This window comes from Spirillospora sp. CA-142024, assembly GCF_050942325.1.
In the GTDB taxonomy this organism is placed as follows: Bacteria; Actinomycetota; Actinomycetes; order Streptosporangiales; family Streptosporangiaceae; genus Spirillospora.
In genome coordinates, this window is sequence record NZ_CP192077.1 from 2,931,413 (window position 1) to 2,946,929 (window position 15,517).

Genomic DNA, 15,517 nt, shown 5'->3' on the forward strand with positions numbered 1-15,517 from the left:
GGCCTGTCGGGGGTCGTCGGTACGATGGAACCGGCACACCCAGACACCCGGAGCAGACAGAAGGCAGGTCCGAAGGCCGCAAGGCCCGGCTGATGGTCGAATCAACTCACACGAGGTCAACTCGCACGGGGCGCGACGACCCGGCAGGCTCGCGCTCACAGATCAAGATCGTGGTGCCGGACGACCATTCGATGGTGAGCCTGCTCGGCTCCCGGGATGAGTTGCTCCACGCGGTGGAGCGCGCGTTCGGCAGCGACATCGACATCCACGTCCGCGGCAACGAGATCACCGTGACCGGCCCGGAGGACGAGACCGAGCTGGTCTCCCGGCTCTTCACCGAGATGCTCGAACTGCTGAAGGGCGGCACCCAGCTCACCCCGGACGCCGTCGAGCGCAGCCTGGCGATGCTGCGCGGCGAGACCGACGCGCGCCCCGCGGAGGTCCTCACCCTCGACGTGCTGTCCAGCCGCGGCCGCACGATCCGCCCGAAGACGCTGAACCAGCGGCGCTACGTCGACTCGATCGACAAGCACACGATCGTGTTCGGCATCGGCCCGGCGGGCACCGGCAAGACGTACCTGGCGATGGCCAAGGCCGTCCGCGCGCTGCAGGAGAAGAAGGTCAACCGGATCATCCTGACGCGCCCGGCCGTCGAGGCGGGGGAGCGGCTCGGGTTCCTCCCGGGAACGCTCTACGAGAAGATCGACCCGTACCTGCGCCCGCTGTACGACGCGCTGCACGACATGGTCGACCCCGACTCGATCCCGCGCCTGATGGCCGCCGGCACCATCGAGGTCGCCCCCCTCGCGTACATGCGGGGAAGGACGCTGAACGACTCGTTCATCATCCTGGACGAGGCGCAGAACACCTCGCCCGAGCAGATGAAGATGTTCCTCACCCGGCTCGGGTTCGGGTCCAAGGTCGTGGTGACCGGCGACGTCACGCAGGTCGACCTGCCGAACGGGCATTTGAGCGGGCTCCGCGTCGTGCAGGAGATCCTGGACGGCGTTGAGGACATCCACTTCTGCCGGCTGAACAGCCGCGACGTCGTCCGGCACAAGCTGGTCACCGACATCGTCGACGCCTACAACCGGTTCGACGAGAAGCAGGTGCCCGAGCTGAAGCAGGGCGCGGCGCGCGGCGGCTCCCGCAAGCGGGGCCGGCAGTGACCATCGAGGTGCTGAACGAGTCGGGCGCCCCGGTCGACGAGAAGGCGCTCGCCGGCCTGTCCCGGCACGTCCTCGACGGGATGCGCGTCCATCCGCTGGCTGAGCTGTCGGTGCTGCTGGTCGACGAGGCCGCGATGACCGAGCTGCACGAGAAGTGGATGGACGAGCCGGGCCCCACCGACGTGCTGTCCTTTCCCATGGACGAGCTGCGCCCCGGCCACATGTCCGGCGGCGCGGACGAGGAGGGCGAGACCGACCCCGCACTGCTCGGCGACGTCGTCCTGTGCCCGGCGGTCGCGGAGCGGCAGGCGCGGGAGGCGGGCCACAGCACCGAGGCGGAGCTGGAGCTGCTGTGCGCGCACGGCATCCTGCACCTCCTCGGCTACGACCACGCCGAGCCGGAGGAGCACCGGGAGATGTTCGGCCTGCAGGCCGAGCTCCTCACCTCCTGGCGGGAGAAACGCGGCGGCTGATGAACACCGCGCAGGCGTGGCTGTCCGCCCTGGCGGTGGGCCTGGTCTTCATGGCGGGCCTGCTGGCCGGCACCGAGGCGGCGCTCGCCCGCGTGTCGCGCGTCACCGTCGAGGAGGCCCTCCGGGAGGGGCGGCGCGGCGCCGTACGGCTGGCCGAGGTCGTCGCCGACCCGGCCCGCTACGTCAACATGGTGCTGCTGCTGCGCATCGGCTGCGAGCTGGTCGCCACCGTGATCGTCGCCGATCTGTGCATCTCCTGGCTGGACGAGACCTGGCGGGCCTACGTCACCGCCGCCGCGATCATGATCGTGGTCAGCTACGTGGTGATCGGGGTCGGGCCGCGCACCCTCGGCATCCAGCACGCCGACCGGATCGCGCTGGCCGGCGCCGCGGTGATCCATCCGGTGACGCGGGTGTTCGGGCCGCTGCCCCGGCTGCTGATCGCGCTCGGCAACGCCCTGACGCCCGGCAAGGGCTTCCGGGAGGGCCCGTTCGCGTCCGAGGCGGAGCTGCGCGACCTTGTCGACCTCGCCGAGCAGCGCAGCCTGATCGAACCGGTCGAGCGGGAGATGATCCACTCGGTGTTCGAGCTGGGCGACACCCTCGTCCGCGAGGTGATGGTGCCGCGCACCGACATCGTGTTCATCGAGAGCACGAAGACCCTGCGGCAGGCGATGTCGCTGGCGCTGCGCAGCGGATTCTCGCGCATCCCCGTCGTCGGCGAGAACGAGGACGACGTGGTCGGCATCGCCTACCTCAAGGACGTCGTCCGCCGCAGCCAGGAGCACCGCGAGGGCGAATCGGTCGAGACGGTCGACTCCGTCATGCGGCCGGCCACCTACGTCCCCGACAGCAAGCCGATCGACGAGCTGCTGCGCGAGATGCAGGCCCGGCAGATCCATGTCGCGATCGTCATCGACGAGTACGGCGGCACCGCCGGCCTCGTCACCATCGAGGACATCCTGGAGGAGATCGTCGGTGAGATCACCGACGAGTACGACGTGGAGATCCCGCCGGTGACCTGGCTGGAGGACGGCGCCGCCCGCGTCACGGCCCGGCTCCCCGTGGAGGACCTCGCCGAGCTGTTCGACGTGGAGATCGACGCCGAGGACGTCGAGACGGTGGGCGGCCTGCTCGCCCACGCCCTCGGCCGCGTCCCCATCGAGGGCTCCACCGCCGAGATCGCCACCGGCGAGGACGGCCCCGTCCTCTCCCTGAAGGCCGAGACCATCGCCGGCCGCCGCAACCGCATCGGCACCGTGCTCGTCCGCCGGCTGGACGGCGCGGCCCCGGAGACCGGTGCCGACGCCGCCGGCCGCGCTCGCTGACGGCCCGCCGCCTCAGTACTTGACGCACGCCTTCATGGTCGGCGAGTACGACGAGTCGGACTTGCTCTTGACGTAGATGATGGCGCTGGTCTTGACCGACAGGCACAGAGGCTTGCTCGCGTTCGGCACGAAGCCGAACTTCAGCTTGGTGCCGCTGTTGTACTGGGTGAACGTCTTGTACGACCCCTGCGGGTACCGGGTCTGTCCCTGCCCGACCTTGCGGGTGCCGCAGTTGATCGTGGGCGTCACGCTGACCGACCAGACCTTCGTCGCGTCGATCCCGCCGCTCAGCTCCACCGACGCCTTGCAGCTCGACTCGTACCAGCGTTGGACGAGCGTGGCCGACGTCGCCTTGGCGGTCTTGCCGCCGCGGCACTTGGTCAGGACGCTGGCGCGGACGACCGGATCGTGCAGCCTGACCTTGTTGTAGCCGGTGACCCCGTGCGGAGGCGCCTTCAGCTGGAAGCTGATCTTGCCCCAGGCGGTCGTCTTGACGCAGCGCTTGAGCGGCTTGGAGTAATGGGAATCGGTCAGCACGTAGGGACGTGTGTAGGTGGCCAGCGAGGGCCCAGGGGGCTTCGCCGCGGCGGCGGCCGACGCCTTCCCGGCGGCGGAGGCCATCTCCGCGTGCTGCTGCGGGCCGCTGTTCAGGCTCATCACGAGCGCGGTCCCGGCAAGGGCGATCGTGCCTGCCGCCGCTCCGGTCATGACGCCCCGTCTTGTCGCCTTCATGTCGCTCCTCGTTCGTCGTGTTCGGACGTGCCCGAAACGCTAAGGAACGACGCAGGAGGCGCCCCAGGGCCGTAGGGCCCCAACGAGAGAGAACACGGGCCCCAAAGTGGTCGCGCCGTGTCAGGTGAGGGTGGTGCGGAGGGTGCCGTCGGGGGCGGCCACGAGGACGGGGGCCTTGGGGCCCAGGTCGCGGACGGCGGTGACGTCCGAGGGGTCCGGTGTTTCGGCGGTGGTGACGACGGCGGCGGCCTCCAGGTCCTCGGCGCCGCTGGAGACGGCCATCGCGACGGCGACCTTGAGGGCCGACAGCTTCAGGGACGGCAGGTCCACGCTCGTGGCGGAGTAGGTGCGGCCCGTCTCGTCGCGCACGGCGGCGCCCTCGGCGGCACCCGTGCGGGCCCGCGCCGACCTGGCCAGGGTGATGATCTTCGCGTCCTCGGCGTTCAGCTCGCTCACGCCCCCAGCGTACGGGGACCGCGCGGGGGCGCGGCGGGCGGTACTGAGGTCCGCAAGTCGGTGCCAAGTGGACGGCAAGGGGTGCGCGTGAGGCTGTAGGGCGTCGAACAATGCCGTTCTGGGGGAGAAGTGATGTCCCGACTGCTCTACCGCCTGGGGAGGGCCGCCGCCCTGCGGCCCTGGCGGTTCATCGTGGTGTGGCTGGTGCTCGTGGCGGCGATGGCCGGCCTTGCCGGCGTCGCCGGGGGTGCCCTGCACGACAACTACACGCTGGCCGGGACGGGTTCGCAGCAGGCCACCGACCTGCTGGAGCAACGTTTCCCGGCGCTGTCCGGGGCCGACGCCCGGGTCGTCGTGCACGCGAAGTCCGGGACGGTCGACCAGGCGAAGCTGGCCGCGGCGTCCGGCGAGCTGCGCGGGCTGCCGCATGTCAGCGAGGTCGATCCGGCGCAGGTCGGGAAGGACGGCGCGACCGCGCTGCTGACCGTCCGGTACTCCGTGCCGGTCACGGACCTGAAGCCCAAGGACACGCTCGACCTGCTGCGGTCGGCGACGCGGAATCTGGACGCGGCCGGCTACCAGGTGGAGTTCGGCGGCCAGGTCCCCGAGAACGTGACGGCGCCCGGCGGCGTCGCCGAGGGCATCGGGATCGTCGCCGCGCTGATCATCCTCCTGCTGGCGTTCGGGTCGGTGGTCGCGGCGGGGCTGCCGCTGGCCGTCGCGCTGGCGGGCCTCGGCGCGGGCGTGTCGGGGATCACGCTGCTGGCCGCCTTCACCGACGTCGCGACCACCGCGCCGACGCTCGCCACCATGGTCGGGCTGGGCGTCGGCATCGACTACGCGTTGTTCGTCCTGACCAGGCACCGCGAGGGCCTGGCGGAGGGGCTGGACGTCCCCGAGTCGGTGGGCCGCGCCATCGCGACCGCCGGCCTGTCGGTGCTCTTCGCGGGGTTCACGGTGCTGCTGGCGCTGTGCGGGCTGGTGCTGTCCCGGATCCCGGTCTTCATGACGATGGGCTTCACCACCGGCCTCGTCGTCGCCGCGACCGTACTGAGCGCCGTCACGCTGCTGCCCGCCGTGCTCGGCCTCGCCGGGCGCCGGGTGCTGCGCCGCCGCGACCGGGCCGCCGGTGCGACGATCAGCGTGGAGTCGCCGCGGGTGCGGCGGTGGGCCGGGCATGTCGGGCGGCACCCGTGGCCGTGGCTGCTCGCCGCGTCCGTGCTGATGCTCACCCTCGCCGCGCCCGCGCTCGGCATGCGGACGTGGCCGAGCGACGCGAGCAGCGAGCCGACGTCCAACACCGTCCGGCAGGCGTACGACCTGGTGGCGGACGGGTTCGGGGACGGGGCCAACGGCCCGCTGATCGTCGCGGTCGACCTGAAGAAGACGGACCAGAGCGCCCTGCCGGGCCTGCGCGAGCGCCTCGCCCGCACGGACGGCGTCACGGCCGTGTCGCCGCCCCAGCTGTCCCCGCGCCGCGACGCCGCCGTGATCATCGTCACGCCGGAGTACGGGCCGCAGGACCAGCGGGTGACCGGCCTGGTCAACGGGATCCGCGCGGACGTCCTGCCGCCGGGGACGGAGATCACCGGGCTGACCGCCGCCTACGTGGACCTGTCCCGGATGCTGTCCGACCGGCTCTGGCCCGTGATCGGCGCGGTCGTCGCCACGTCCTTCATCATGCTGATGATCGTGTTCCGGTCGCTGCTGGCGCCGCTGAAGGCCGCCGCGATGAACCTGCTGTCGATCGGCGCCGCGTACGGGGTGCTGACGGCCGTGTTCCAGTGGGGCTGGGGCGCCGGGCTGCTCGGCCTGCCGCACAGCGTGCCGGTGTCGTCGTTCATCCTGCTGCTGATGTTCGCGGTCCTGTTCGGCGTGTCCATGGACTACGAGGTCTTCCTGCTCTCGCGGGTCAGGGAGGAGTGGCTGCTGCACGGCGACGCGCGCGGCTCGGTCACCAGCGGACTCGCCGCGACCGGGCGGGTCATCTCCAGCGCGGCGCTGATCATGGTGGCGGTGTTCCTCGGCTTCGCCGCCGACCCCGGGCTGGTGATCAAGCAGATGGGGGTCGGGCTCGCGGTCGCCGTGGCGCTGGACGCGACGGTCGTCCGGCTGGTGCTGGTGCCCGCCACGATGGCGCTGCTCGGGCGCGCGAACTGGTGGCTGCCGCGGCCGCTCGCCCGCATTCTCCCGAACATCGATCTGCACGGCGGGGCCGAGCCCGCCGGGACCGCCGAGCGGGAGCCCGAGCCCAGCAACGCGTAACCGGGGGAGTGATCACGATGGTGCGGCATGTCCCGGTTAGGCTGATCGGGACATGTCGCCTGTCGTACGCGTTCTCGGGGCCTTCGGCGCCGAGGTGGCGGGGGTTGCCGCCGACCTCGGCGGTCCCCGGCAGCGCTCCGTCCTCGCGCGCCTCGTCGCCGCGCGGGGCGCGATGGTGCCCGCCGACCGGCTCGTCGACGACCTGTGGGCGGGCACGGCCCCGCCCCGCGCCGCGGCCGGCCTGCAGTCCTTCGTCTCGCACCTGCGCCGCGCCCTCGAACCGGACCGCCCGCCGCGCACGCCCGCGCGAATCCTCGTCACCGAGCCGCCCGGCTACGCGCTCCGGCTGCCGGACTGCGCCGTCGACGCGTGGCGGTTCGACGCGCTGATCGACGAGGCCGCCGAGCTGCTGCCCGGCGACCCGCCGGAGGCGCGCCGCCGCGCGGAGGCCGCGCTCGCGGAGTGGCGCGGGCCCGCCTACGCCGAGTTCGCCGACCTGCCGTGGGCCGCCGCCGAGGCCGCCCGCCTGGACGAGCGGCGCCGCCTGGCCGTCGAGCGGCGGGGCGCGGCGATGCTCCGGCTCGCGTCCGCCGCCGAGGCGGTCCCCGACCTGGAGGCCCATGCGGCCGACAACCCGCTGCGCGAGGAGGCGTGGCGGCTGCTGGCCCTCGCCCTCTACCAGGCCGGACGGCAGGGCGACGCCCTCGCCGCCCTGCGCCGCGCCCGGGCGACGCTGACCGAGGAACTCGGCGTCGACCCCGGCCCGGCCCTGCGCCGCCTGGAGACCGACATCCTCGCTCAGTCGCCCGCCCTGGGCGGGACGGAACCGGTGCGGGTCCGTCCGGCTCTGCGGCTGGCGCCCGAGCCCGTGGAGGGCCCCGCCTTCGTGGGGCGCGTCCAGGAACTGGCCCGCCTGGAGGACGCCGCCCGCGGCGCCGAGGCGGGCCGCGGCGGCGTCGTCCTCGTCGGCGGCGACGCGGGCATGGGCAAGACCGCACTCGCCGAGAGGTTCGCGCGCGATCTCGCCGGCCGGCGCTGGACCTGCGCCTGGGGGCGGGCTCCGGAGACCGGGGGAGCGCCCGCGGCCTGGCCCTGGGCCGAGCTGCTGCGCGAGCTGGCCACCGCCGCCCCGCCCGCCGGCGAGCTGATCGAGCGCCTCGGCCCGCTGCTGGACGACGCCGTCACCGGCCCCGCCGGCGGCGACGTCGGCACCGGGCGGTTCCGGCTCCACCTGGCCGTCGGCGACTACCTCGCCGGCGTCGCGGAAACGGCCCCGCTCCTGCTCGTCCTGGACGACCTGCACTGGGCCGACGAGGAGACCCTCGCCCTGCTGGTCCGGCTCGCCGGGAGGCTCCGGGACCGCCGCGTCCTGCTGCTCGCCACGTTCCGGCAGACGGAGGTCCCCGACGGCCTCGCCGCCGCGCTGGCCGCGCTCGCCCGCTGCGAGCCCGCGCGGATCGAGCTGGGCGGGCTGTCGCCGGCCGAGGTCGCCGTGCTGGTCCGCGCCACGTGCGGCACCGCCCTGGACGACGCCGAGCTGACCGCGATCGCCGAACGGACCGGCGGCAACCCGTTCTTCACCCGGGAGACGGCCCGGCTGCTGGACGCCGAGGGCCTGTCCGCCGCCACGCGCCAGGTGCCCGCCGGTGTGGGGGACGTGCTGCGGCGCCGCATCGCCCGGCTCCCGGGCCCGGTCCAGACCGTGCTGCGGGACGCCGCCGTCATCGGCCGGGACGCGGACCTGCGCGTCCTGTCCGACCTGGCCGGCGGCGAGGAGACGGTGATCGACGCCGTCGAGGCGGGCCTCGGCACCGGCCTGGTCACCGAGCCCGCGCCCGGCCGGATGCGGTTCGCGCACGCGCTCGTCCGCGACACCCTCTACGACGGTGTCTCGCGGGCCCGCCGGACCCGGCTGCACGGCCGGGTCGCCGCCGCCCTCGAACGGCACGCCCCCGACGAGGCCGCCGCGATCGCGCACCACTACCTCGAAGCGGGCACGGACCCGGCCAGGGCCGTCCGGTACGCCCGCCGTGCCGCCGCGGCCGCCGAGGCCCGCTACGCGCACACCGCCGCGGCCGACCTCTGGGTCCGGGCCGTTGAGACGCTGCGCGCGCGGGGGCCGGAGGCGACCCGGGACCGGCTGGAGGCGGAGGCCGCCGCGATCCGCTCGACCGCGCTCGCCGGGCAGGTCGTGGACGCCCGGGACCGGCGGCGCGCCGCCATCGCCGACGCCCGCGCGTTCGGAGACGTCCGGCTGCTCGCGCGGATCATCGCGGGCTTCGACGTCCCCACGCTGTGGACGAGCCGCGAGTACGGCAGCCTCGACCAGGCCGTGGTGGACGCGACCGACGAGGCGCTCGCGCGGCTCCCGGCGGACGAGCGGGAACTGCGCGTCCGGCTGCTGACCACGCTCGCGATGGAACTGGAGGGCGAGCAGCACGACCGGGGCGCCAGGGCCTCCGAGGAGGCGCTGAGCACGGCCCGTTCACTGGACGCGCCGGAACTGATCGCCGCCGCGCTCAACGGCGCCTACATCAACCACTACCGCTCCGCGGACGGGCTCGCCGGGCGGATCCGGATCGCGTCGGAGCTGCTCGACCTGGCCACCGAGCACGACCTCGGCACCTACCGCGTCCTCGCCCACCTGCAACTGCAGCAGGCGAACGTCGCCGCGCTGGACCTGCCCGCCGCGCACCGCAGCCTCGCGGAGGGACGGCGGCTGGCCGACCAGTACGGGCTGCCGCTGCTCGCCCGGATCTCGGACTGGTACGAGGGCCTGGTGCGCGCCTTCGCCGCGCCCGCCGACGAGGCGGAACGGGCGTTCGCGGAGGTCGGCGCCGCCATCGACCGGACCCGGATCTGGTTCAGCGAGCGCGGCATGGCGGTCCTCGGCCCGTTCTGCCTGCGCGTCGTCCAGGGCCGGGCCGGGGAGATGCTGGACGAGGCCGCCTGGCTGCACGAGCAGTGGGGGCACGTCGCCGCCACCGCGGACGTGCACGCCCTCGCCCTGGCCGCCGCCGGCCGCACCGCCGAGGCCCGGCGGGTCGCGTCCGGGGCGGGACCCGTCCGGCTCGACTACTTCTTCGACCTCACCATGGCGATCCGCGGGCTCCGCGCCGTGGCGCTCGACGACCGTCCCATGGCCGAGGACGCCTACGCGGCGCTGCTGCCGTACGAGGACCACTTCACCGGCGGCGCCACCGCCGTCGCCACGGTCGGCCCGGTCGCGCACATCCTCGGCGATCTCGCCCACTACCTGGGACGCCCCGCGACCGTCGCCGCCGCCCACTACCGCAGAGCGGCCGAGGTGGCCGGCCGCCTCGGCGCCGCATACTGGGTCGAGAAGGCGGTGTCCGCCCAGGGAAGCGGCCCCCTGGAACCTCCGTCGCGAGCCGGTCGATCCTCACGCCACGGTGCGGGCGCGGCCTGAGGGGTGTGTTGGCACTGAGGGGCGGCCCCCTGGAACCCCCGCCGCGAGCCGGTCGATCTCACGGCACGTCTGAGGTCGTTGTGACCGTCCGGGTCTGCGACGTGCCGCTGCGGTCGCCCGGCTCGGCGGGCCGTGCGGCTCCCGGGCGCTGAGCGCCCCCCGGTCGCCCGGCCCGCGGTCGTCGCCTGGCTTGGAGCGGCAGGCGGAATGGGCGTTGCGGGCTCGGGGTGGGCGACAATTGGGGGGTGACAGCTCTGGGAAGTGATGTGCCCGCAGGGTACAAGGCCGGTTTCGCGTGTTTCATCGGGCGGCCGAACGTGGGCAAGTCGACGCTGATGAACGCCCTGGTGGGGACCAAGGTGGCGATCACCAGTAGCCGTCCGCAGACGACGCGGCGGGCCGTCCGCGGGATCGTGCACCGGCCGGACGCCCAGCTCGTCGTGGTCGACACGCCCGGCCTGCACAAGCCGAGGACGCTGCTCGGGGAACGGCTCGACAGCCTCGTCCGGTCGACGCTGACCGAGGTCGACGTGATCGGGTTCTGCGTGCCCGCGGACCAGCCGGTCGGGCCGGGGGACAGGTACATCGCCCGGGAGCTGGCGGGGGTGAAGAAGACGCCCGTGGTGGCGATCGTGACCAAGACCGACCTGGCGGCGCCGGAGCGGGTCGCCGAGCAGCTGCTCGCGGTCGGCGGGCTCGGGGAGTTCGCCGACATCGTTCCGTGCTCCGCCGAGAGCGGCTTCCAGGTCGGCCTGGCCGGCGACCTGCTGATCTCCCATCTGCCGGAGGGCATGCCGCTCTACCCGGAGGACGACCTGACCGACGAGCCCGAGCAGGTCCTCGTCGGCGAGCTGATCCGCGAGGCCGCGCTGGAGGGCGTCCGGGAGGAGCTGCCCCACTCGATCGCCGTCGTCGTGGACGAGATGACGCCGCGCGAGGGCCGCGACGATCTCATCGACGTCTACGCGCACCTGTTCGTCGAGCGTTCCAGCCAGAAGGGCATCATCATCGGGCACAAGGGCGCGCGGCTGCGCGAGGTCGGCGCGGCCGCGCGGCGGCAGATCGAGGCGCTGCTCGGCACCAAGGTCTTCCTCGATCTGCGCGTCAGCGTCCTGAAGGACTGGCAGCGCGACCCCAAACAGCTCCGCCGCCTCGGCTTCGACTGACCCGCGCCCTGGGCGGGGCGAGGGCGGCCCTCACTCCGGCTCTTTCCGAGGGGGCGCCTCCTCGGACTGATCCCGATCCTTCTGGGGGTCTTCCCGATTCGGTGGGGTCTCTTCCTCCGCGGGTTCGCGGCGGCCCCACACCTCGTCTTCTGAGGGCCATGCGGGGGATTCGCCGGTCGGATACCCCTGGTCGGCGTGGTGCTGGTCCGTGTACTGCCAGCCGGCGTACTGCTGGTCCGTGTAGGGGTACTGCGCAGGGTCCTGGCCTGCTTCCCCCTGCGTCTTCGACACCCGTTCGCTGATGGGGCGGGCCAGGCTGAAACCAACCACGAACAGGGACGTGATGACCGCGAGGTACCAGCCGTACCGGACGGTGATCTGGTAGCCGACGTCCAGGCCGGTGGCGGGCAGCCGGTCGCGGACGTCGCCGAGCCGCAGCACGAAGACGCCGGAGACCAGCAGGGCGAGCATGCCGGGGACGGCGGCGAGCGTGCCGATCCGCGCGTCCCGTCCGATCAGGTCCCAGGCGGCCAGCGCGATCGCGATCACCGCGAGGACCGGGACGGCGAGCACGATGTCGTCGGCGTCGATGCCCGCCACACTGCCGATGTCGCGGGTGAGCGTGCGTCCGAACAGGTCGACGACGACCTCGGCGCGCGCCCACGGCAGGAACGCCGACACCAGCAGCGTCGACGCGGCGGCGATCACGGCGGCGATCCAGGCGGTGCCGCGCCGCGGCGGGTACGGGCCGGGCCCGGCGACGGCGGCCTCGGCTGGGTCGCCGGGCTGTGGCGGATAGCCGTCGACGGGCGGCAGGAAGGTCGGGCGCGGGCGCGCCCGTTCCGCGTCGGATCCCAGGTCACCGGTCATGAACCCAGCGTAAACGCAGGCGCGGCATTGGCCGGGACGGCCACGTCGGGGCCCGGGGGTCGGTAGTTTGGAACGAGGTCCGTTATGGGAGGAGAGCCCCGGTGTTGCTCGTTTTCGGGCTGACGGCGGTGTTCCGCACCGTCAGTGAGGGGACGTTCCACTGCCCGCAGTGCGGGGGTGACCGTGCCTACCGGAGGCGCGCCGGGCGCCGCTGGTTCTCGGTGTTCTTCGTCCCCATGGTGCCGCTGTGGCGGCTCGCCCATGCCGTGGAATGCCGGACGTGCCGGGGCCGCTTCCCCGTCTCGGCGCTGCGGACGCCGACCGCGCGGCAGATGGCCGAGGCGCTCGCCGCGGGGATGCGCGCGGCGGCGGCCCTGGTGCTGCGCGCCGGAGATCCCTCCGACGCCGCGGCCCGCGCCCGCGCGATCACGACGGTGACCGGGTACGGCGAGCCCGAGTACGACGGGGACGCCGTGGACGCCGACCTCGCGCTGCGCCGGACGTTCCTGGAGCAGGAGGTCGCCCAGGCGGGGGCCCTGCTCGCGGTGGAGGCCAAGGAGTGGTTCCTCGCGCAGGCCGTCCGGATCGGGCTCGCGGACGGCTCCCTGGGCGAGGGGGAGCGGCTCGCCCTGCACGGCGTGGCGGACCTGCTCGGCATGTCCCGCGCCTACGCGCTCGGTGTCATCGTGACCACGGAGGGGGCGGCACGCTGAGATGAATCCCGCCACCGTCCCGAACGCGGCCGGCCGGGCGCTGGTCCGGGAGCCGGGCCCGCGCCTCGCCGAGGGGATCGTCACGCATGCGGTGCCCCGTCCGGTGGACGCCGCCCTGGCGGCGCGCCAGCACGAGGCCTACGTCGCGGCGCTGCGGTCGGCCGGCTGGCAGGTCCGCGCCGTCGCTCCCGCCGACGACCTGCCCGACGCCGTGTTCATCGAGGACGCCCTGCTCGTCTTCGGCGACCTCGCCATCCTCGGCCGGTCCGGGGAGGAGCGCCGCCGGGACGAGGTCGCGGGCGCGGAGCAGGCGGCGCGGGAGCTCGGCCTGCGCGTCGAGCGGATCGAGGCGCCGGGCACCCTCGACGGCGGGGACGTCCTCGCCGTGGGCGACACCGTCTACGTCGGACGCGGGGACCGGACGAACGAGGAGGGCATCTGCCGGCTCGCGCACCTGCTGGGCGGGCGCAAGGTCGTCCCGGTGGACATCAGCGGCTGCCTGCATCTGAAGTCGGCGATGACCGCGCTGCCGGACGGCGAGCTGATCGGCGTCCCCGACATGGTGGACACCTCGGTGCTGCCGTTCCTGCGCGTCGTCCAGGAGCCGGAGGGCGCCCACGTGGTGGTGCTCGGGCCCGACCACGTGCTCATGTCCGCGTCGGCGCCGCGCACCGCCGCGCGGCTCGCGGAGGACGGGCTGCGCGTCACGAGCGTCGACATCAGCGAGTTCGAGGCCCTCGACGGCTGCGTGACCTGCCTCTCCGTGCTCGTCCCCTGACCCCGCCGGGAATGGCCCGCCGACCGGACGGCGTTCAGGATGGGACGGCGGAGGGGCACGGCGTCTCAGAATCCGGACGTCGTTTCCGTAACACGGATGGCATCTGTTAACTTGGCGAACGTGTTGCGTGAGCTGCTCCTCCTTAGCGGCCGCAGCGGGGGCCTGTAACCAGGTCGGCTCCCTCGCTGCGGGAGTTCGACGTGGACGTCGGCCGCGAGGTTCGAGCAGAGAGATCTCAACGGATGTATCCGCAACAGCAGTCTTCCGGCATGCCCTTCCAGCGCTACAAGCCCTTCGCGCCCATCAGGCTGACCGACCGCACCTGGCCCGACAGCGTGATCACCGAGGCGCCGCGCTGGTGCGCGGTGGACCTGCGCGACGGCAACCAGGCGCTGATCGACCCGATGGACGCCCACCGCAAGCTCAAGATGTTCGAGCTGCTGGTACGGATGGGGTACAAGGAGATCGAGGTCGGGTTCCCGGCGGCCAGCCAGACCGACTTCGACTTCGTCCGGCAGATCATCGACGAGGATCGCATCCCCGATGACGTCGTCGTCCAGGTGCTGACGCAGGCCCGTCCCGAGCTGATCGAGCGGACCTTCGAGTCGGTCCGCGGCGCCAAACAGGCGATCGTCCACCTGTACAACTCCACCAGCACGCTGCAGCGCCGGGTGGTGTTCGGGCAGGACCGCGACGGCATCACCGCGATCGCGGTCGAGGGCGCCAAGCTGTGCGCCAAGCTCGCCGAGGACATGGGCGACACCGAGATCTTCTTCCAGTACTCGCCGGAGTCGTTCACCGGAACCGAGCTGGAGTACGCCGTCGAGATCTGCAACGCGGTCAACGACGTGTGGAAGCCGACCCCGGACAAGAAGGTCATCGTCAACCTGCCGGCCACGGTCGAGATGGCCACCCCGAACGTCTACGCCGACCAGATCGAGTGGATGAACCGGAACCTGGCCTACCGGGACTCCGTCATCCTGTCCCTGCACCCGCACAACGACCGCGGGACGGCCGTCGCCGCCGCCGAGCTGGGCTACATGGCGGGCGCCGACCGCATCGAGGGCTGCCTGTTCGGCAACGGCGAGCGCACCGGCAACGTGTGCCTGGTGACGCTCGGCCTGAACCTGTTCACCCAGGGCGTCGACCCGCAGATCGACTTCTCCGACATCGACGAGATCCGCCGGACGGTCGAGTACTGCAACCAGCTGCCCGTCCACGAGCGGCACCCCTACGGCGGCGACCTGGTCTACACCGCGTTCTCCGGTTCCCACCAGGACGCCATCAACAAGGGCTTCGACCACCTGAAGCGCGACGCCGAGGCCGCCGGGGCACCGGTGGAGCAGTACGGCTGGGAGGTCCCGTACCTGCCGATCGACCCGCACGACGTCGGCCGGACGTACGAGGCCGTCATCCGGGTCAACAGCCAGTCCGGCAAGGGCGGTGTCGCCTACATCATGAAGACCGAGCACTCGCTGGAGCTGCCGCGCCGGCTGCAGATCGAGTTCTCCCGGGTCGTGCAGGAGCACACCGACAGCGCGGGCGGCGAGGTCACCGCTGAGCGCATGTGGGAGATCTTCGAGTCGGAGTTCCTCGCGAACGGACCGCGCGCGGGGCTGCTGGCCCACCGGACGACGTCCCGGGTCGACGAGAAGGACGCGCTCAGCTGCGACGTCCGGGTGGACGGCGAGATCCGCGAGATCGAGGGCGTCGGCAACGGCCCCGTCTCGGCGTTCGAGGACGCCCTCGCCACGGTCGGCATCGACGTCCGGGTGCTGGACTACGCCGAGCACGCGATGAGCGCGGGCGGCGACGCGCGCGCGGCCGCCTACGTCGAGTGCGACGTGAACGGCACCACGGTGTGGGGCGTCGGCATCGACGGCAACATCGTCACCGCGTCCCTCAAGGCGATGCTGTCCGCCGTCAACCGGGTGGCCCGCGCGCAAGAAATGTAACGACAAGACCGGCGTGCCGGACGCGACCCCGCGCGGCCGTCCTCGCCCAGCGACTTCCGAAAGCCGCCCTCACGCAGGGCGGCTTTCGCTGTTCTCAATACGAGGGCATGCGACCGGCTATTTGAGGCTTTCTTTTCGTGGGCGCAGCGAGATCTCTACAAAGTCTCTAATTGAACTTCAAC

General features: G+C 72.9%; 12 protein-coding genes. 9 read left to right on the forward strand and 3 right to left on the reverse strand.

Features of this window, described 5'->3' with window-relative positions; all coding sequences use genetic code 11:
- Window positions 1–92: 92 nt before the first annotated feature.
- From ACQPZP_RS14195 to ACQPZP_RS14205, 3 genes are read left to right on the forward strand one after another with little or no spacing between them, the layout of a single operon-like run.
- A complete protein-coding gene (locus tag ACQPZP_RS14195) occupies window positions 93–1,169 on the forward strand; it encodes a PhoH family protein (protein ID WP_433478075.1) in 1,077 nt (358 codons plus the stop codon).
- The gene (ybeY, locus tag ACQPZP_RS14200; protein ID WP_433478076.1) at window positions 1,166–1,642 is read left to right on the forward strand and encodes an rRNA maturation RNase YbeY; all 477 of its coding nucleotides are present in this window, start codon (window positions 1,166–1,168) and stop codon (window positions 1,640–1,642) included. The genes ACQPZP_RS14195 and ybeY overlap by 4 nt, the downstream gene beginning before the upstream one ends.
- Window positions 1,642–2,970, forward strand: a complete 1,329-nt coding sequence (locus tag ACQPZP_RS14205; RefSeq protein WP_433478077.1) for a hemolysin family protein — start codon at window positions 1,642–1,644, stop codon at window positions 2,968–2,970. Before ybeY ends, ACQPZP_RS14205 begins: the two co-directional genes overlap by 1 nt.
- A 12-nt stretch (window positions 2,971–2,982) precedes the next feature.
- On the opposite strand, the gene ACQPZP_RS14210 is transcribed toward ACQPZP_RS14205, so the two are convergent.
- Together ACQPZP_RS14210 and ACQPZP_RS14215 are read right to left on the reverse strand one after the other, a co-directional pair.
- Window positions 2,983–3,702 carry a hypothetical protein gene (locus tag ACQPZP_RS14210; protein WP_433478078.1) on the reverse strand — a complete coding sequence of 240 codons (720 nt, stop codon included), beginning with the start codon at window positions 3,700–3,702 and terminating at the stop codon, window positions 2,983–2,985.
- 120 nt (window positions 3,703–3,822) lie between these two features.
- Window positions 3,823–4,158, reverse strand: a complete 336-nt coding sequence (locus ACQPZP_RS14215) for a cytidine deaminase (protein ID WP_433478079.1) — start codon at window positions 4,156–4,158, stop codon at window positions 3,823–3,825.
- A 132-nt stretch (window positions 4,159–4,290) separates the two neighbouring features.
- Here ACQPZP_RS14215 and ACQPZP_RS14220 point away from each other — a divergent pair, with 132 nt between their 5' ends.
- From ACQPZP_RS14220 to era, 3 genes are all read left to right on the forward strand, one after another.
- Entirely contained in the window at window positions 4,291–6,423 is a 2,133-nt protein-coding gene (locus tag ACQPZP_RS14220) for an MMPL family transporter (protein ID WP_433478080.1), read from the forward strand.
- Window positions 6,424–6,475: 52 nt separating this feature from the next.
- On the forward strand, window positions 6,476–9,853 hold the full coding sequence (locus ACQPZP_RS14225) for a BTAD domain-containing putative transcriptional regulator (RefSeq protein ID WP_433478081.1): 3,378 nt from the start codon (window positions 6,476–6,478) through the stop codon (window positions 9,851–9,853).
- Between the two features lie 245 nt (window positions 9,854–10,098).
- Entirely contained in the window at window positions 10,099–11,019 is a 921-nt protein-coding gene (gene era / locus ACQPZP_RS14230; protein ID WP_433478082.1) for a GTPase Era, read from the forward strand.
- 30 nt (window positions 11,020–11,049) lie between these two features.
- On the opposite strand, the gene ACQPZP_RS14235 is transcribed toward era, so the two are convergent.
- On the reverse strand, window positions 11,050–11,889 hold the full coding sequence (locus ACQPZP_RS14235; protein WP_433478083.1) for a hypothetical protein: 840 nt from the start codon (window positions 11,887–11,889) through the stop codon (window positions 11,050–11,052).
- 101 nt (window positions 11,890–11,990) lie between these two features.
- On the opposite strand from ACQPZP_RS14235, the gene ACQPZP_RS14240 reads away from it, so the two are divergent.
- The 3 genes from ACQPZP_RS14240 to leuA all read left to right on the forward strand — a co-directional run bounded on the left by ACQPZP_RS14240 (window position 11,991) and on the right by leuA (window position 15,335).
- Entirely contained in the window at window positions 11,991–12,602 is a 612-nt protein-coding gene (locus tag ACQPZP_RS14240; RefSeq protein WP_433478084.1) for a hypothetical protein, read from the forward strand.
- A gap of 1 nt (window position 12,603) precedes the next feature.
- Window positions 12,604–13,380 (forward strand): dimethylargininase, encoded by a 777-nt coding sequence (gene ddaH / locus ACQPZP_RS14245; RefSeq protein ID WP_433478085.1) that lies wholly within the window; start codon window positions 12,604–12,606, stop codon window positions 13,378–13,380.
- Window positions 13,381–13,622: 242 nt separating this feature from the next.
- Window positions 13,623–15,335, forward strand: a complete 1,713-nt coding sequence (gene leuA, locus ACQPZP_RS14250; RefSeq protein WP_433478086.1) for a 2-isopropylmalate synthase — start codon at window positions 13,623–13,625, stop codon at window positions 15,333–15,335.
- Window positions 15,336–15,517: the final 182 nt, after the last annotated feature.